Raw genomic sequence first — 17,701 nt, forward strand, 5'->3', positions numbered from 1 at the left:
CGTTTCGCCATCTCGTATCCCTCCAAAAAGTTCGGGATACACCTTAGCTAACTGTCCGGATTTCCGGGACCACTTCATTAGGCCGGAGCCCTGGACATACGCCAGTGCCTCCCCGACCATAAGGTTCGAGGAGGTGTCATTACGGTCGACACCGACCGCTTTTGGAGGGGTTACTACGCCCCGGGATCGGCTCTGTTTGCCAATCCTTAGCGCAGCCTAGCCCGGATGTCTGAAAATCGAAAGCGCAAACGTCACCTTACGGACTTGCCGAAGGTGTTGATTCCAGTGCTTAATTTGGAAGTGTGGCGAGAAGAGTGGTGCCTCAAGAGGGACTCGAACCCCCGACCTTGTCCTTACGAAGGACCTGCTCTACCAGCTGAGCTATTGAGGCCTTCTTCTCTTTCCGTGGCCCTACTATGGCCCTACTAGTTACTGTGCGCCTTGTCTAACTCACTGGTCTCAAACGTCAATCACGAGCGGACCCGCTACTTACGAATGACGTGCTCTACCAGCTGAGCTACACCGGCGCCGAAGTGGTCTCTAACTTCGGGCGCGGGCTTTGGCAAGACACTTTCCGAGCCTGTCGCGGCGCCGTGCCGGGTGCGGGTCAGTAATCGCGCTGGAAGAACAGGCCGATGCCGCTGTCGGAATCGGAGTCGACGCGGCCCTTGACGGTCAGGTTGTCGGTGACATCCAGATTCAGGCTGAGCGCGCTGGTGCCTTCGCTGTCAACCTCGACCTCGGTATAAATGTTTTCATTGATGTACTTGCCCGCCCGTAGCCCCGGCGTGCCGTCTTCGTCGAATGTGAGTGACAGTTCGTCAAGGCCGGTATTGCTGCCCAGGCGGGGGCCGGTCGGACCGTTGCCGGAGAGCGAGGCGAGTGCCACGGCAAGCTGGGCAGCCTGAAGGCCGGAAATGCTGGACAGATCGCGCCCGAAGAGGAGTTGCGAGAGTACTTCGTCTTCGGGGAGCTCGGGATCGGATTCCAGAATGATTCTGGGATCGTCCAGGCGGCCCACGAGAATGATGCGGACGGTGGCATCGGTTTGTTCGGATGTGGCCTGAACGCGCATCCAGGGCACAAAATCGCCTTCCAGCCGGATCAGCCCCTCGTCGATCTCGAAAGTCTTGGTCAGGAAATCCATCCGCCCGCGGATCAGGGACAGCTCCCCTTGGGTGACGGTGTTTTGGGTTGTCCCGCGAAGCTGCACCGCGCCGCCGAAATCCGCATTGAGCCCCATGCCGCGAACAGAGATGCGCTCTCCGGTCTGAATGTCGAGTTCAAGCCCTATGGGGGGGCCGGACGGGGATTGGGTGGCGGTGACTTCCTTGATCAGGCCAGCATAGCGGCGTGTCTGTTGCGCCGGTTGCGGTTCGCCGATATGGGCGATTTCGGGAATACCACCTACCCCGGCCAAGGCCGATGAGGAGATGCGGATATTGGTTTGCCCCAGGGTCAGGTCTCCTGAGATTCTGCCACCACCTGTCAAGGGTCCGGCAAAGAGCAGGGGGCCGTCCACGACGGTTTCCAGAAACTGGCCGTCGCGATAGGCGAGGTTGGTCAGCCGGATGGGAAGGTTTGCGTTGAAGGGAGCTGCCAACCCGACAGAGCCATTGACCGACACATTGCCGCCTCCGGAGAAAGCGGTATCCAGGGCGATCCCGGCATTGCCTTCGGACAGGGTGATCGTGCTGTTGATCTCTGTGAATGCCGCGCGCAGGGCTGGCAGGGCAAGGCGTGCCCCACTGGTCGAGATGGTGCCGGAGATATTGCCCAGAGAGGCGGCGCCGACAAGGCGCAGGTCGAAGCTGGCCATGCCTTGAAGAGAATTGGGGGCCAGTTGGCGGTTGGCCGCGGCGAGGGGGACCGCGCCCGAGAGCTTGAAAGCACTGTTACTTCCCTGAGTGTCTACCGTGCCTGCGCCCGTGACACGGGAATCAAACGGGCCGGTGGCGTCCAGGTTGATCCGCCAGCCGGTGTCGAGCTGTCGCAGATCGGCCTTGATCCGGGCAGCGCCGGGCAAGGCGGGTACAAAGGTTTCCACTGCGCCCATGGTCATGTCAAACCGAGCATCCAGGGGGCCATTGCCAGGAAGGGCGCCGTCAACCTTGGCGGCAATCTGTCCCGGTGCCGTGGCGTTCAGCCGGAAAGCCCAGTCGCCGCTTGTCAGCGTTGCGGTGCCCTTGAGCGTTGCCGGACCGGACACGCCTTCAAGCACGGTGGCGGTGTCGTCCAGCTGAGCCGCAAGGGTCACGGTGCCATTGGCACTGTCCAGATCGCCCTTGGCGGACAGATCAAAGCCGTTGCCGTGCAATTCGGCGTTGCGCAGGAACAGACCGTCGAAATCGCGCTTTACAGACAGGGCGAGTGTGGTGTCGCCCTTGGCCAGCGTGTCAAAACGGGGATCGCCGATGGACAGGTCGCGGGCGGTGGCGGACAGGTCGATGTCGAATGCGCCGGACAGAGGCGAGAATTGGCCGGCAAGTTCGGCCGTGATTCCACCGCCAAGGTCGCGCTGTGCCAAACCGCTGAACCGGGCGATACTGGGGGTCAGCAGGCGTACCCGGCCATCGATTGCCAGCGCGTCGCCAGGGCCAGAGACCCGGGCATCACCGGCGACCCGCAGCCCGTCCGAGGCGAAGTCAAACGCGGTAAGGCGAATACCTTCGCCCTCTTGCCAGAAAAGATTGCCTGTGAAGGCAGCTTCTTCGCCGACGACCTGCGCCAGATCCGGGTTGGCCATGCGCAGGCGGCTGACATCGAGCGACAGCGCGGCGGATACGCGGCGCGGGGTCTGCTGGCGGATGATGCCGTTTCCGTCAAGCGATAGCTGGCCCAGGTCCAGCGCACCGGAGCGGAAGCCATCGACCTTCCCCGAAAGCGTCCAGCGTTCGCCGTTGTCGGCGTCGAACTCTGCCGCGAGCGATGCCGTGTCCAGCCAGGTATTGGCACCGCTGACGGGCAAAAGGATCGCGCCGCCACCCGGAGCGGCCATGTTCAGACGAATATCGAAGCTTTGCGGCAGGCCATTGGCGGCAAGCACCAGCGTGCCGCTCAGGTCCAGCGCAGCGGCCGAAAGGGTGAGGTTTTCGAGCTCGGTCCGGCCATCGGGGTGCAGCAGGGCGCGGGTGTTGAGTGCAACCCGGTTGCCGAAGAATTCCCGGTACTCCGGCGTGAACAGCGGGGCCATATCGCCGGAAATGTCGGCCGTGATGATCCGGGTGGGTTGGGTTTGCGGCGCAACGGCGGGTTGGGCGGAAATCGCAACCTGCCCGGCCAGACGCTCCTGGCCGGCACTGGACAGCCGGATATCGGCGGCGAAGCTGTCGATCGGGCCGTCGCCGGTGACGGTAAGGTCGATCGCCGGCGCGCCTGGCAAGCGAACCAGATTGGCGATGATCCCGTCGGCGGCCTCGCGCGCGTCCAGATCGATGCGCAGTTGGCGCGACAGGTTCGAAAACGCCCCCTCAAGGATGAACTTGCCCTCGGGGCCACCCAGCCGGGTTGCCTTGAGCGCGACATCGCCCGCGCCATCCTTGAGCACCAGTCTGGTGTCAAGCGACAAGACGACCGGTTGCCCCAGTATTTCCTCGCCCAGTTCGATCCTGGTGGCGCTAAGTTTCTGAATGTCGATGCTGACCGGAAGCTCGGGCAGGGCAAAGGGACTGGCCTCGGCGCTGGGCAGGGACGGGTCCGGCTCGGACACTGGCTTGCGCATGACGACGATCTTGTCGGCGCTGAGTTCGTTGACGTTGATATTGCCGCGCAACACGGCAAGGCGGTTCCAGTTGAGGGTAATGCCGCTAAGTGTCAGCCACAGGCCCTGGCTGTCGGAAATGCGGATTTCCTCGATCGTGGCCTGAGAGCTTATCGCGCCGCGCAGGCCATCCACCTCGACCAGCCGTCCGGCGCCGGACAGGGAGGATTCCAGGAAACGGGTGAGCATCCCCTTGTCGTCTTCCTGGGCCTGAAGCGACGGGGGCAGGATCAGCAGCGATATGAGCAGGAGCCAGCGCATCAGAAGGCGTGCCCGATACCGATATAGAGCTGAACACCATCGCCCGTGCCGCCCGAAACCGGCGCGGCAAGATCAACGCGCAGCGGTCCGAAGCCGGTATTGTAACGCAAACCCAGCCCGGCGCCCGCCTGCCAATTGCCCGCCCCGGTGAAATCGGAGGTTTCTCCGACGAAACCCGCGTCATAGAAGGCGACGGCGGTAATGGTGTTGGTTGTCTTGACGCGGAGTTCCCCGGACAGGCCGATGAAGGACAAGCCGCCGCTGGAAACGCCGCCGACGGTGACAAAGTTGGACTGATAGGGCTGCCCGCGCACGGTATCGCCGCCGCCGGTATAAAACAGGAAATCCGGGGGCGTTTCGCTGAGAGAGGGGCCGAATACCGATCCGAGCTGTAGCCGCCCGGCGAGGATGACCCGATTGTCGGCGCCCAGCCCGCGATAGGCGCGCATGTCGGATTTGAAATAGACGCCGTTTTCAGCGTCGGAAAAGCCAAGGTAGGGCGCCAGTTCCGCATTGACGTAATATCCGCGTGTCGGATCAAGCGCATTGTCGCGCTGATCCCACGTGACACCCAGGGGGACCGAATAGATCGCAAAATCCCGGTGGCCGTAATTGTCATCGACTTCGGAAATGCGAAAGCCAAGCCCGATCCGCATTTCCAACTGGTCGGAAAAATGTCGCACAAGCCCGATGCGGCTACCGGCCTGACGCAGGAAATAGAGGTCTTCGTCTTCCTGCTTGATCTCGATTCCGAATGTCAGATCCGTGTCAGGCCCAAGCGTGGCGGGGCGCGTGTACAGACCACCGATCCGCCAATCCGTTCCGCCAGATTGGGCGGCGATCTGTTCGATCGAGGCATCAAACCGCAATCTGTCGGCCGCCCCGGTGATGTTTCGGTGCAGCCAGAAGGCGGACACGCTGACGCCATCGGTGCTTTCCACCTCACCGCCAAACCCGATCCGGCGCGGCAGGTCGTCGACAAGCGCGAGAGTCATGTCAAGCGTGTCATCCGCGCCAACCTGGTCGGCCTCGCGCAGGTTGACCGATTTGAACGTTCCCGTCCGGCGCAGACGGGTGGCGACGCGTTTGGCCTTTTCCGGGTCGAACGTTTCACCGGTGGGCAGGCCGGAAATTTCACGAATACGTTTCTCCCGGACCCGGGACTTGCCCTTGTAAACAAGATTACCAAAGGACAGGCGCGGACCGGGCGCAAGCGCCAGATCCACGTCAAGCTGGGATGTGCGGTGGTTCGCCGTGATCGACTGGTTGGAAACTTCGGCCTTGGCATACCCCTGATCGCGCCACCCCTCGACACCGGCCCTGGCGGCCTTCTGGATGGTTGAGACGGCCGCCTGTTCGCCTGTGGCAAATTCGGCCGGCAATTCGGTGTCTGGCGCCAACGGTTTTACCTGCGCCCGTCCGAACCTGAATCGGGTACCGGGCGAGACGGAAATCACGACGTTGCGCACGGTGGGGATGTTGGCAAAGGGCGAGATGTCGGCGGCTTCCTGTCCATTGACCTGAATGCGCACCCGTGGCCCGAAATAGCCTTGTTCGTAGAGCAGGCCCACCATGCGTTTGTAATCGGATTGCGCCGCGGCGAGGATATCCTGACCATCGTCTGTGCCATCGGCCTTGGCCGCGAAGACCAGTGATGCCGCCGCCAGACGCTCGCGCAAATCCTTGTCGGCGGCAGGGGCGTCGAGCGTGACCTCGAAAGCGAGGACGGATGCCGGATACAGACACACTGCGGCGAAGGCCATACGCATTAACAGAAAACGGACTGGCCGCATTCCCCACCCCAAAACAGGGCCCAGCACTGGCCCCGGCAAGAATTTTCTTTCGGGTCGTTTCCCGGAATACCGGTAGAATACCGCAAGGTATGGTGGCTGGCCATAGGCCCGTGCGCCACATAGGCGAAAAACCGTCCAGCGAGAGCTTTCTTTCCGGGTATCAGGCGTTTATGAGTTGAAAAGTTGCACTTGACTGGTTCCATTCACGCCAAGACCCGGACGCCGACCGCCGATGACCCTCGTCAGAACCGCCATGTTCTATTTGATGTCCGGTGTGATCTTTCTGGTGCTTTGGCCTGCCGCCTATGTTTCCGAACGCGCGACATTTGCAGGGAGCCGGGTGTTCCTTGGGTGTCAGGGGTGGCTTCTGAAGCATGTCTGCGGGGTGACAGTAAAGGTTGAAGGGCGCGAAAACCTGCCCGACGAGCCTTTTCTGATCGCGTCGCAGCACGAATCCACCTGGGAAACCCTGTTTTTTCACACGCTGTTCAACCGGCCGGTGATGTACGCCAAGAAAGAGATATTCGCCTATCCGTTCTTTGGGCGCCTGGCCCGTATCCATGGGCATATTCCGGTGGATCGTTCCAAATCAGGTGACGAGGTGCGCGACGGGTTGCGACGGGGGGCTGACGCGGTTCGGGCCGGGCGTAGTCTTTTGATATTTCCTACGGGCACGCGCGAGAACGGGCGCGATATCAGGCTTCAGTCCGGTATTGGCGTGCTGTACCAAATGTGCCGGCGTCCTCTGGTGCCGGTGCTTCTGGATTCCGGAAGTTGCTGGCCGGCGGGAAAGATCGGGAAACGCGCCGGCACCATCACCGTGACCATCCTGCCGGCGATTCCGGCCGGCCTGAACCGGCGCGAGTTGATGGCGCGCCTGAATGCCGTTCTGGTCGATGGCGATGGCGTGGAAGATAGTTAAAATTTAAAATGTTAACCGCTGCGTAAGTGCTGGTTGCTACATCTGGTGGCGGGTGAGTAACAGGTGGTGAGTCATGGGTGCGCAAAGCAACGCGTCGCCAGTCATCATCAAGAAGAAAAAGATCGTTGGCGCAGAGGGGCATCATGGTGGTGCCTGGAAAGTCGCCTATGCCGACTTTGTAACGGCAATGATGGCCTTTTTCATGTTGATGTGGCTGTTGAACGCGACGACAGAGAAACAACGCAAGGGCATTGCGGATTACTTCAATCCGACAACCCCGATCAACCGCATTTCCGGTGGCGGCAACGATCTGTTCGGGGGCGACAGTGTATTAAAGGAACAATTCCTGGCCAACAACGGTGTTGGAGGGCTGCCGACAACGCTGGCAGGCGGGTCGAAACCGGCAGAAGCGCAAAGCGTTGCCGAACAGGAGAAAGACAGACTGGCCGAGGTTCAGGATTATCTGTTCGGGGGCGGTGGAGAGAGTTTTCTCAACGACAACCTGAAGAAACATGTTGTGACGCGGCTGACCGATGAGGGGTTGGTGATCGAACTGTTCGATACCGACGAGGGGCAGTTGTTTGTGGAGGGTCAGGCCCAGCCGTACCGATTGCTGATCGATCTGGTTCGCATTGTCTCGGACGCGGCCGGGCTGGTGCGCAACGGGGTTGCCGTGGAAGGGTTTGTGCGAACAGAGCCTGTGGTGAAACTGCGCCAGGTCAGCTGGCAATTGTCAATGGATCGCGCCGATGCGGTGCGGGGGTTGCTGGAGTCGCATGGCATTCCGTCGCAGAGAATGGATCGGGTGACGGGACACGCGGATCGCGAGCAGGTTGCACGAGACCCGCGGTCGCTGCGCAACAATCGCATCGAGATCATATTGCTGAGGAGCGATCTGCCCTAACTGGATAAGATTTTACCTGTTAGCGGGATTTTAAGCGTGGGCGCGCTAGGTGTTGCATCGAAACACGGTCGATACAGCAGAAAGGCGTATTCATGACGATTTCCTCTTCGCTCAATGCCGGGGTCGCGGGGCTTGCGGCCAACGCGACACGGCTTGCCGCCATCTCCGACAATATCGCCAATTCGGCCACCTACGGGTATCGCCGGATGGAATCGGATTTTCATTCCATGGTGACGAGCACCAATGGCGGTGCCTATTCGGCCGGTGGTGTCAGGGCGACAACCCAACGTATCATCGATGAGCGTGGGTCGCTTGTCTCGACATCCAATCCGACCGATCTGGCGGTGCGCGGGCGGGGAATGCTGCCGGTGGCCAGCGCCACCGAAATCGGACTGGGGCAGGGTGTATCGCAGATGCTGCTGACCACAACAGGGTCTTTTCGCACAGACGCCCAAGGCTACCTGACCAGCGAATCCGGCCTTGTCCTGCTGGGGTGGCCGGCCAATGCAGACGGAACGGTGCCCACCTATCCGCGTGACACATCCGAAGGATTGGAGCCGGTTCAGATCAACGTCAACCAGTTGACCGGCGAACCAACCACTTCGATGACGTTGGGGGTCAACCTGCCCGCGACGGAAACCGAAGCCGGTTCAACGGGAGATTCAAAGAACCTTTCGGTTGAATATTTTGACAATCTGGGCCGGTCCGAAAGCATTCAGATCGAATTTTTTCCGACGGTGCCGGGATCTGGCACGTCCAACGAATGGACCATGGTCATCCGCGATTCGGCCTCGGGTGACGCTATTGTCGGGCAATACGCGCTTACCTTCGATGATGGGCGCACGTCCGGGGGAACGCTGAGTGCGGTGTCCGCGATTTCGGGCGGAGCCTATGATCCGGCGGCGGGTACCGTGATCGTGAACGTTGATGGCGGGCCGATGGAAATCACGATCGGTGAGCTTGGGGCAAGCGGTGGGTTGACGCAGCTTTCGGACAGTTTCGCGCCACTTCAAATATCCAAGGATGGCTCTCCGGTAGGCAACATGACGTCAGTCGAAGTGGATGCCAACGGGTTTGTACACGCGTTTTTTGACACCGGCGTGACGCGCACCATCTACCAGGTGCCGCTGGTCGATCTGCCCAATCCAAACGGGATGGTTTCCCTGGACCGGCAGACCTATGCGCCATCGCCTGAAAGCGGCTCGTATTTTCTGTGGGATGCCAGCGACGGTCCCACAGGTGACATCGTATCCTATGCCCGCGAGGAATCCGCCACCGACGTTGCGGGTGAACTGACCGACATGATCCAGACGCAACGCGCGTATAGCTCGAACGCCAAGGTCATCCAGACAGTGGACGAGATGTTGCAGGAAACGACCAACATCAAACGGTAATCCGATCTGCGTCCCCTGAATCTGAAAGGATGAGCTATGAGTATCTCTGGTGCTTTGACAAATGCACTGTCCGGTCTGGGCGCCGCGGCCCGCGCTGCCGAGGTGGTGTCATCGAACCTGTCCAATGCCATGACAGAAGGCTATGGGCGGCGCACACTTTCGGTTTCGTCCCAAAACTATCGGGCGTCAGGCGGCGTGATGGTGAATGGAATTGTCCGACACACCAATCCCGTGGCGGTGGCAGAGCGCCGGTTGGCGGATGCAGCCTTTGGAAACGCCGACACGCTCAACCGGTATTCTGTCCGTGTCGAAGGGCTGTTGGGCACCCCATCGGACGCATCCAGCCTGAGCGGTCGTGTCGCGGCGTTGGAAAGCGCGCTTGTCGCGGCGGCTGGCGCGCCGGGAAACGCGCTGCGTTTGCAGGGTGTAGCACAGGCCGCCTCGGATCTCGTTGACGGATTTCAAGATGCGTCTGATGGCTTGCAGGATATGCGTGAACAGGCCGATCGCGACATCGCAGTTTCCGTTGATCGCCTCAATACATTGCTTGCGCGAACCGCAGAGTTGAACCTGCGCATCTCGACCGCGATCAATCAGGGGCAAGACACTTCGGCGCTGGAGGATGATCGGCAGAAAGTTGTTGACGACATTTCAAAGATCGTCCCCGTGAAACAGGCTGCGCGAGATAGGGGCGGCGTCGCGCTGTTCACCGCGAATGGCGCGATTCTGGTGGACGGATCGGCTGCGCGGCTGGAATTCCAGGAGACGCCTACGATCCTGCCGCACATGACGTTGGACACCGGGTACTTGTCCGGACTGACGGTGAACGGGCTGAACATTCGGACCGACTCGGCATCCGGGCCTTTGTCGGGGGGTATCCTGGGTGCGCAATTTGCGATTCGGGACGAGATGGCAACGGCTGCGCAGGCAGAGCTTGACGCTGTTGCGCGCGATCTTGTCGAGCGTTTCGGCGCAACTGCCACAGACCCCACGCTCACGCCTGGCCAGGCCGGCCTGTTTACGGATCGCGGGGCCGCGTTTGATCCTGCTGACGAAGTCGGCCTTTCAGGGCGTCTGAGTCTGAATGCCCTGGTGGCGCCGGATGGAGCGGGCGAGTTCTGGCGTTTGAGAGATGGCTTGGGTGCCGTTTCGGCAGGAGAAGCCGGCAATGCCACGCAACTGCATCGGCTTTCGGACGCCCTGTCACAGTCGCGCCCGCCCGCTTCGGGCGGGTTTTCCGGGATGGCGGCGCCGTTCAGCGCCCTGTCCGATCGGTTTCTGTCGCTTCAAAGCACAAGCCGGGTGCGCAGCGACGAGACCCTGAGTTTTGCCGCGACCCGACTGGCAGGGCTTGAGGCGATGGAACTCACCGAAGGTGTGGACAGTGATCAGGAGATGCAAAAGCTGATGCTGATTGAACAGTCCTATGCGGCAAACGCCCGGCTGATCGCGACCGTTGATGAAATGATGCAACAGCTATTGAGGTTGTAAGACGATGAATTTCACTCAGATAGGCGACCTGGCCCAGAGCTTGGTGATGCGTCGGCAGAACACCCTTCTCAAGGGACAATTGAACAACCTGACGCAAGAGCTGGCTTCGGGGCGCAAATCGGATGTCGGTCAATCGCTTTCCGGCGATTTCGCGTTGCTTGGCGAGTTTGAGCGCGGATTGACGATGTTGAAAGGGTATGGCCTGGCCATAACGGATGCGCGGGTGTTTACCGATACGGTTCAGTCTGCGTTGAACCAGCTGCAGACTCTGTCGGGGAACCTGGGAAGCGCGGCTCTGTCCGCTGCGTCCGCGGGACTTGCGGCGCCGATCGACGGGGTGATCGCCGAGGCCAAGCAGGACTTCGGAGCCATCATTTCGGCGTTGAACGTTGATGTTGCGGGGCGCGCATTGTTTGCGGGCGCAGCGACAGATGGGCCTGCCGTGGCGGAACCGGAACTGATCTTGGCCGAGCTGTCCACAGCCTTGAGTGGCGCCGTTACCGTCGACGATATCATGACCCGTGTCGATAGCTGGTTCATGGACCCGGGCGGCGGATTTGAAACCAGCGGGTATCTTGGTTCGGACACATCCATCGCGCCGTTCCGATTGGGCGAAAACGATGCAGTGCATCATCAGCTGCGCGCCGATGCATCCGAGCTGCGAGCCATGTTGCGCGACACGGCGCTGGCGGCACTTGCCGGTGACAGCGGTGTGGCGCTGGACCTGACGGAGAAAGCGCAGTTGTTGCGCAAGGCGGGCGAAGGATTGTTGGGTGGGCAGGCCGGATTGACGCGTATCCGCAGCGATTTGGGGTTTGTTCAGGAACGTGTTGGCGCGGCTGAAGTGCAGCTTGGCGCGAAGCGGTCGAGCCTGGAAATCGCGCGCAATGCCGTAGTGGTGGCCGACCCGTTTGAAACCGCAACCCGGCTGGAGGCCGCGCAGGTGCAGCTTGAAACGCTGTATACCGTGACGGCCCGAATGTCCCGATTGTCCCTGGTGGAGTATTTGAGATGAGATCCTGGCTTTTGTTGCGGGCGGTTTTGGTTTGTTGTCTCGTCCCGCTGGCGGCCTTTGCCGAACCGATCCGGATCAAGGATCTGGTTGAATTCGATGGAGTCCGTGGAAACGATCTGGTTGGTTATGGATTGGTTGTCGGCCTGAACGGCACCGGGGACGGCCTGCGCAATGCGCCGTTCACGGAAGATGCCTTGTCAAACATTCTGGAGCGGCTGGGCGTCAACGTGACCGGTGAACAATTGCGCCCCAAAAACGTGGCAGCGGTTTTTGTAACCGCAGAACTGCCACCTTTTTCCCGCGCCGGCGGGCGGATTGATGTCACGGTTTCCGCCATCGGAGATGCCAAGAGTCTGCTTGGCGGGACATTGGTGATGACCCCCCTGAACGCAGCAGATGGTGAAATTTACGCTGTCGCCCAAGGCAGTGTGATTGCCGGTGGCGCATCAGCCGAGGGCGATGCCGCAGAAGTGGTGCAAGGGGTTCCTACCGCGGGCGTTATCCCGTCGGGGGCGCGGGTGGAGCGCGAAGTCGATTTCGATTTTTCCACGCTCAACAACCTGCGCCTTGCGCTGCGCGAGCCGGATTTCACGACGGCAGGCAGAATTGAGCAGGCGATCAATGATAATTTCGGTCGTCGTGTGGCCTTGATGCTGGACGCCGGAACCGTCCAGCTTGACATTGCCCGTAGCGGCCAGCGGTCGCCGGCTCATGCGTTGGGGCGGATTGAGAACATTTCGGTTCAACCTGAACGCAAGGCGCGGGTGGTGGTGGATCAGCGTTCGGGTACCATCGTGATGGGAGAAGAGGTTCGTATTTCCAGGGTTGCGGTTTCCCAAGGCAATTTGACGCTGCGGATACAAGAGACACCGATAGCGGTTCAACCCAACCCCTTCGCAGACGGGCGCACCGTGGTTGTACCGAGAACCGATGCGGAAATAGAAGAAGAGCCGGGCATTGGGCTGGCCGAGGTATCGGGCGGTGCGTCGCTGAGCGAGGTGATCGCGGGGCTCAATGCATTGGGCGTGGCACCGCGCGACATGATCGACATTCTGAAAAGCATCAAGGCGGCAGGCGCGCTGCACGCGGAGTTTGTTGTGCGCTAGGCGGGGGCGGTCGGGCGGGCTCGGTCAGAAGTAGCTTCTGACCAGACTGCTGGCCACCAGGCTCCAACCGTCCGCAATCACGAAAAAGGAAAGCTTGAAAGGCAGGGAAACGATGGCTGGGGGCACCATCATCATGCCCATCGACATCAAGACGGCGGCAACAACAAGATCAATGATGAGGAATGGCAGAAAGATCAGGAAACCGATCTGGAACGCGCGCGCCATTTCGGAAAGCAAAAAGCTTGGAACCAGAACGGAAAGTGGCGCTTCTGGCCCTGGCGCGCCTGCCGGAACCTCTGGACGAAGCGCGGCCATGGTTTGGTAAGTCTCGGGATCAAGACGGGCTGTCATGAAAACCCGGAAAGGTGCCAGTGTTCGTTGAAATGCGGTTTCGACATCGATCTGTTCTGACATCAACGGGTCAATTCCCTCTACCCAGGCGCGTGAAAACACGGGTTCCATAACAAAATACGTAAGGAATAGGGCAAGGCTGACAATCAACATGTTGGGGGGAGATTGCTGAAGCCCCAAGGCCTGGCGCAATATGCTCAGAACGGTGACCAGAAATGGAAAGCACGTCACCATGATCACGATACCGGGGGCAAGGCTGAGAACCGTGATCAACAGTATCAGTTGGATGCTACGGGCTGTCAGCGATCCGGTGTCGCCCAGGGAAAGTGAAACCTCCTGGGCCAAGGCCGGCTGAACCAGGGCTGCCACGACCGGGGCGGACAGGATTGCGGCCCGGATAAGCTGTGTTTTCGTCATTCCTGACCGGCCCGCGTGTCGGCAAGTTCGGTCAGACGTACGGCCAGAAGCCCTTTTTGGGGGCCGTCCAGCTCCTCCAGTTCTCCTCGAGCAATCAGCTTGTCACCAACATACAACTCGACCGGGTCTTCGACCCTGCGATCCAGAGGAATTACCGCGTTTTCCCTGAGCTGAAGAAGATCGCCGATCAACGGGCGCGCCTTGCCAACCGAAATCGTGATCTCGACCGGGACCGAAGTGAAGGGATTGGCTTTGTCGGGGGGGGTCTTGGGATCAGGCAATCCGGGTCTCCTTTTTGGCTTCGTAGGTGAATCCTTGGAACGCACGCGATACAACAGAGAGCACTTCGTCGAGGTCGATTTGCCGTTCCTTGTTTCCAAACTGGAACCGCACCTGACCCGCACCAAGCCCGGCATCGCGAACAACATCGACCGGGAAGGTTACGTCGTTTGGCAGCAATTCTGACACCGCTTCATAGTTTTCCGGGGCCGTCGCGATCAGAACCTGCGTATCGCTGTTGTCCTGCGCGATCGCCTTCAACTCTTCGACCACTTGCGCGCCAAGGGACTTGCGCGACAGTTCCGGCAGAACCGTCATCACGGCCTGCTCGATAACCGGGGCAATATCCGCCATCACGGCGTTGCGGGCCTCGTGATAGGTGAAGGACAGATCGTGAAGATTGCGCGCAAAGTCGGCGGTGATGCTGGCGCGCTCTTCGGATTTGGCACGCAGGGCGTCATCCCAACCGGCCTTGTACCCCTGCTCAAAGCTTTCCAACAGTTCTGTGTCATCTGACGCCGCCGGCTGAGATCCGCCGAACGGCGTTGAAGCCATTCCGAAATCTTCCAATAGGTGAGCGATGGACATCAGACACGTTCCTCCTTGTCATCAAGCCAGCTTCTCAGAATTTCGACGGTTTCTTCCTGCCGGTCGCTGATCAGCGCCCGCAGCCGTTCAACGGCTTCTCCCTGGGTTTGGCCCGCGGGAGTGGGCAACATGTTTGGCCCATCGGACGAGTCTATGATGCCGGGCGGCACAGTATCGTCGATCAGGCCGGTCAATGCGTTGTTGCCGGGATCAAGTTCCCCGGGGCCGGGGAGCTTGATGGCGGTATCGGTCAAGGTGTCTGTCGGCGCCCGCGTGATCAATGGTCGAACCACGAAAACCCCAAGAGCAATGGCCACCAGCCCGAGTATTGCCATTTGGGCGAGTGTCATGGCATCCAGTTCCACCCCTGCAAAATACGAAGACTGGGCATCGGTTCCCAAGACCTCGACAGGTTGAAAGAGCATGGATTTCAGCGTGATGACATCGCCTCTGCCGGAATCGAAACCGACAGCGGATGCAACCAGTTCCCTCAGAGACGCAAGTTCTTCATCCGAGCGCGGCTCCATCGAGGCGCTTCCGTCCGCCGACGTGACCGGTGTTCCGTTGATCAGAACCGCCACGGTCAGGCGACGGATCGCGCCCGGTTCGCGGAGTATTTCACGCTGGGTTTCGCTGACTTCGTAATTCACCCGCTCGCGCGATTCGGAATTGGTATTGGAAGAATCCTGACCCTGAGCAGCGTCCCCACCGGGAATGTTGGAGGCGACAGTGACTTGCCCCGATGCGCCATTTCGCGAGCTGTTGCTTTTCTCTTCGGTATCGGTGCTGATCGCGACCCGACTGGCGGGATCGACGATGCGTTCACGCACGGATTCGGTTTCCATCACGGTGTCCACGCTTAACTCGACAACCGCATTGCCCGGGCCAACACGCGCCTCGAGCAGTCTTTGTACCGACTGCCGCAACAGTTCGGTTCTGCCATCCAGGGATTGAGGGGCGTTTTCGCTCTTGGCGCCGATCAGCCCGCTGGCCCCATCAATTACGGCAACATCATCGGCTGACAGCCCGGCCACGGCGGAAGCGACAAGAAATTTCAGCGCCTGAGCCTGGCCGGGAGAAAGGCCGGCGGTGGTGGTCGTGATTGTAACGGACGCCGTTGGTTTCAACTGCCGTTGGAAAGGATTGCTGCCAGCATTTGCTATATGAACGCGGGCCGCCGAAATCTGTGGACTGACCAGGATCGTGCGCGCCAGCTCGCCCTCCTTGGCACGCCAGTAGGCGGCATCGAACATCTGCGAAGTGGTGCCAAACCCGGACAGCGAATCAAGCAGTTCGTAGCCCTGGGTCGTGTTGGCGGGGAGCCCTTCGCTGGCCAGGGTCATACGCAATTCATCGCGTTGGGCCGATTCGACATAGATGGCGCCGCCACGTACCTGAAAGCTGGCGCCGCGCTGTTCAAGGGCGCGGACAACTTCTCCGGCCGCGCCGCTTTCCAGCCCGCTGTAAAGCAATGCCATTCCGGGCCGGGACGCCATGCGTGCAAGGGATGCAAAGGCAGTCACGATAGCGATTGTGGCGAGCACGGCTATCACCTTGCGGCGCATGTCCAGGCCCGTCCAGATGCTGAGTAGGTGTTGCAAGACAATCCTCCGTCCCACCGTGCGTTCTGCCCGGCTTGATCCATGTTTGAGCCATCAGGCTTAACAATCGGTTAGCTTCTGCCGGTCTATAGAAAGGAGGATCGAATTAGATGGGTGTTGCGATGACACAAGCCGCAGATGTGCCGGACCCGGAGCCGAAAAAACCCTCCAGGTTGCCGCTGGTACTTGGCCTGATCCTGGCCTTGGTCGGTGGCGGTGGTACTTTTTTTGCCGTGTATTCCGGGCTGCTTCTGAGCCAGACGACCGGGGCCGAAGAGCAGGCCGAGGTGGAAAAGCCCGACGCGCCGCTGCCGGATGTGGTTTTCGTACCGATAGAGCCGATTGTCGTATCTCTGACGAATGGCGGGAGCAGTAACTACTTGCGGTTTCGCGCACAGCTGGAGGTACCTAGAGAATACGCGAAGGATGTCGAGCATATCCTGCCCCGGATCGTGGATGTCCTGAACGGCTATCTGCGCGCGTTGGAGCCGGGCGATATCGAAGCGCCGGATGCCCTCGTCAGATTGCGCGCGCAGATGCTGCGGCGCGTCCAGATCGTGACGGGAAAGACTCGCATACGCGACTTACTGGTCATGGAATACGTGCTGAACTGAGGAAAGAGAAATGGATTTGATTGCGGATATCTTGCTGGTCGCCGGTGCCTTGGGGGCAGGCCTGTATTGTTTCGTTCTGGCCCGGCGGCTTTCCCGTTTCAACGACCTTGAAACCGGCATCGGAGGCGCCGTGGCCGTTTTGTCTGCGCAGGTGGATGATCTGACCCGGACGTTGCAGACGGCGCAGGAAACCGCTGGCGCATCAACCGAAACACTGGAGGGATTGACCGGGCGGGCAGAGGATGTGGCAAAGCGGCTGGAGCTACTGGTGGCCTCCATGCACGATTTGCCGGATTCAAAGCCCCCGTCCGAGCCTGTCGAGCCGGTTTTCCGCCGCCACCCCACTGATAGGGGGGCGACAGGATGAAAACTTCGCGGCGCGGCAAGAGACCCGCTCGGGGGAGCTTGCTGGTGATCTCATGTTTCCTGATCGGATCCGCGGTCTTGCGCCTTGGCGGAGAAGCGGGCCAGGCCCTTGCCAAGGTGACGCCGCCAGACGCGGACTTTCCCGATTCCGGGCCGTCGGCCATGTCGCCGCAGGTGTGCGAGCCGCCGCCGGACTTGCAGCGGTTGATGGAGGTTTTCGACGTCCGCGAAGCCCGCATTGCGCGACAGGAAATCGAGATTGAGAATCGAATGCAGGCATTGACGGTCGCGGACGAGCAAGTGTCGCAGAAACTGGCGGCGCTGATCGCTGCCGAAGAGCAGTTACGCGACACCATCGCCTTGGCAGAGGCCGCGTCGGAAGATGACCTGTCGCGCCTGACAACGGTGTACGAATCCATGAAACCCAAGGATGCCGCCGCCCTTTTCGAAGAGATGGACCCGGAATTCGCCGCCGGATTCATCGGCAGGATGCGCCCGGAGATCGCAGCAGGCGTAATGGCCGGGCTTAGCCCGCCGGCCGCTTATACGATCAGCGTCGTTCTGGCGGGCCGAAACGCGGAAGTGCCCACCGAATGAGGGATTGTTAACCCCTTGCGTCCAGTATGGCGGCAAGCTGAATCAGGAGGCTCAACGTGCTAGGTTTTGTCGGCATCGGTGTTATTTTTGTCATGGTCTTTGGCGGCTATATCGCCGCCGGGGGCAAGATGGCCATCATTCTGAAATCGCTGCCATTCGAACTGGTGTCGCGTTTAGTTCCCGATTTCAATTGAAGCAGTAAGCTGAAACTGAAGCGCTGGAATTTCATCTTAGCGCTTCAC

General features: G+C 60.4%; 15 protein-coding genes, 1 tRNA gene and 1 pseudogene. 10 read left to right on the forward strand and 7 right to left on the reverse strand.

All coding sequences use genetic code 11. The features are described 5' to 3' along the window. Positions 1 to 315: 315 nt before the first annotated feature. From I3253_RS19740 to I3253_RS19750, 3 genes are all read right to left on the reverse strand, one after another. A tRNA-Thr gene (locus I3253_RS19740) sits at positions 316 to 391 on the reverse strand. Positions 392 to 607: 216 nt separating this feature from the next. Continuing rightward, positions 608 to 4,021, reverse strand: coding sequence for a translocation/assembly module TamB domain-containing protein (locus I3253_RS19745; protein ID WP_197919509.1), 3,414 nt, complete (start codon positions 4,019 to 4,021; stop codon positions 608 to 610). Further along, positions 4,021 to 5,784 carry an autotransporter assembly complex protein TamA gene (locus tag I3253_RS19750; RefSeq protein ID WP_197919510.1) on the reverse strand — a complete coding sequence of 588 codons (1,764 nt, stop codon included), beginning with the start codon at positions 5,782 to 5,784 and terminating at the stop codon, positions 4,021 to 4,023. The genes I3253_RS19745 and I3253_RS19750 overlap by 1 nt, the downstream gene beginning before the upstream one ends. 262 nt (positions 5,785 to 6,046) lie before the next feature. Here I3253_RS19750 and I3253_RS19755 point away from each other — a divergent pair, with 262 nt between their 5' ends. The 6 genes from I3253_RS19755 to I3253_RS19780 all read left to right on the forward strand — a co-directional run bounded on the left by I3253_RS19755 (position 6,047) and on the right by I3253_RS19780 (position 12,646). Beyond that, positions 6,047 to 6,736 (forward strand): lysophospholipid acyltransferase family protein, encoded by a 690-nt coding sequence (locus tag I3253_RS19755; RefSeq protein ID WP_197919511.1) that lies wholly within the window; start codon positions 6,047 to 6,049, stop codon positions 6,734 to 6,736. Between the two features lie 73 nt (positions 6,737 to 6,809). After that, positions 6,810 to 7,640 carry a flagellar motor protein MotB gene (locus I3253_RS19760; RefSeq protein WP_197919512.1) on the forward strand — a complete coding sequence of 277 codons (831 nt, stop codon included), beginning with the start codon at positions 6,810 to 6,812 and terminating at the stop codon, positions 7,638 to 7,640. A gap of 92 nt (positions 7,641 to 7,732) precedes the next feature. Continuing rightward, entirely contained in the window at positions 7,733 to 9,034 is a 1,302-nt protein-coding gene (locus I3253_RS19765) for a flagellar hook protein FlgE (protein ID WP_197919513.1), read from the forward strand. A gap of 36 nt (positions 9,035 to 9,070) precedes the next feature. Then, on the forward strand, positions 9,071 to 10,525 hold the full coding sequence (gene flgK, locus I3253_RS19770) for a flagellar hook-associated protein FlgK (protein WP_197919514.1): 1,455 nt from the start codon (positions 9,071 to 9,073) through the stop codon (positions 10,523 to 10,525). Positions 10,526 to 10,529: 4 nt separating this feature from the next. After that, on the forward strand, positions 10,530 to 11,540 hold the full coding sequence (locus I3253_RS19775; protein WP_197919515.1) for a flagellin: 1,011 nt from the start codon (positions 10,530 to 10,532) through the stop codon (positions 11,538 to 11,540). Continuing rightward, positions 11,537 to 12,646: a flagellar basal body P-ring protein FlgI gene (locus I3253_RS19780; RefSeq protein ID WP_197919516.1), complete on the forward strand. Its 1,110-nt coding sequence runs from the start codon at positions 11,537 to 11,539 to the stop codon at positions 12,644 to 12,646. The genes I3253_RS19775 and I3253_RS19780 overlap by 4 nt, the downstream gene beginning before the upstream one ends. Positions 12,647 to 12,670: 24 nt before the next feature. Here I3253_RS19780 and fliP read toward each other — a convergent pair whose 3' ends face one another. Genes fliP through fliF form a run of 4 tightly spaced genes read right to left on the reverse strand, consistent with a single transcriptional unit; the run spans position 12,671 to position 15,900 of the window. Next, positions 12,671 to 13,414 (reverse strand): flagellar type III secretion system pore protein FliP, encoded by a 744-nt coding sequence (gene fliP / locus I3253_RS19785; RefSeq protein WP_197919517.1) that lies wholly within the window; start codon positions 13,412 to 13,414, stop codon positions 12,671 to 12,673. Next, positions 13,411 to 13,695 carry a FliM/FliN family flagellar motor switch protein gene (locus tag I3253_RS19790; protein ID WP_232237073.1) on the reverse strand — a complete coding sequence of 95 codons (285 nt, stop codon included), beginning with the start codon at positions 13,693 to 13,695 and terminating at the stop codon, positions 13,411 to 13,413. The genes fliP and I3253_RS19790 overlap by 4 nt, the downstream gene beginning before the upstream one ends. Further along, entirely contained in the window at positions 13,688 to 14,281 is a 594-nt protein-coding gene (locus I3253_RS20530) for a FliH/SctL family protein (protein WP_232237074.1), read from the reverse strand. Before I3253_RS20530 ends, I3253_RS19790 begins: the two co-directional genes overlap by 8 nt. Next, positions 14,281 to 15,900: a flagellar basal-body MS-ring/collar protein FliF gene (gene fliF / locus I3253_RS19795; protein ID WP_332255704.1), complete on the reverse strand. Its 1,620-nt coding sequence runs from the start codon at positions 15,898 to 15,900 to the stop codon at positions 14,281 to 14,283. Before fliF ends, I3253_RS20530 begins: the two co-directional genes overlap by 1 nt. Positions 15,901 to 16,004: 104 nt before the next feature. Here fliF and I3253_RS19800 point away from each other — a divergent pair, with 104 nt between their 5' ends. The 4 genes and pseudogenes from I3253_RS19800 to I3253_RS19815 form a co-directional block, all read left to right on the forward strand. Further along, on the forward strand, positions 16,005 to 16,496 hold the full coding sequence (locus tag I3253_RS19800) for a flagellar basal body-associated FliL family protein (protein WP_197919520.1): 492 nt from the start codon (positions 16,005 to 16,007) through the stop codon (positions 16,494 to 16,496). A 10-nt stretch (positions 16,497 to 16,506) separates the two neighbouring features. Continuing rightward, positions 16,507 to 16,863, forward strand: a complete 357-nt coding sequence (locus I3253_RS19805; RefSeq protein ID WP_197919521.1) for a hypothetical protein — start codon at positions 16,507 to 16,509, stop codon at positions 16,861 to 16,863. Beyond that, positions 16,860 to 17,459 carry a MotE family protein gene (locus I3253_RS19810; protein WP_197919522.1) on the forward strand — a complete coding sequence of 200 codons (600 nt, stop codon included), beginning with the start codon at positions 16,860 to 16,862 and terminating at the stop codon, positions 17,457 to 17,459. Before I3253_RS19805 ends, I3253_RS19810 begins: the two co-directional genes overlap by 4 nt. Before the next feature lie 56 nt (positions 17,460 to 17,515). Then, positions 17,516 to 17,626: pseudogene (locus tag I3253_RS19815) on the forward strand (motility-associated protein); the annotation flags it as partial. Between the last annotated feature and the right edge of the window lie 75 nt (positions 17,627 to 17,701).

The organism is Thiosulfatihalobacter marinus, from assembly GCF_016019955.1.
Lineage (GTDB): Bacteria > Pseudomonadota > Alphaproteobacteria > Rhodobacterales > Rhodobacteraceae > Shimia > Shimia marinus_A.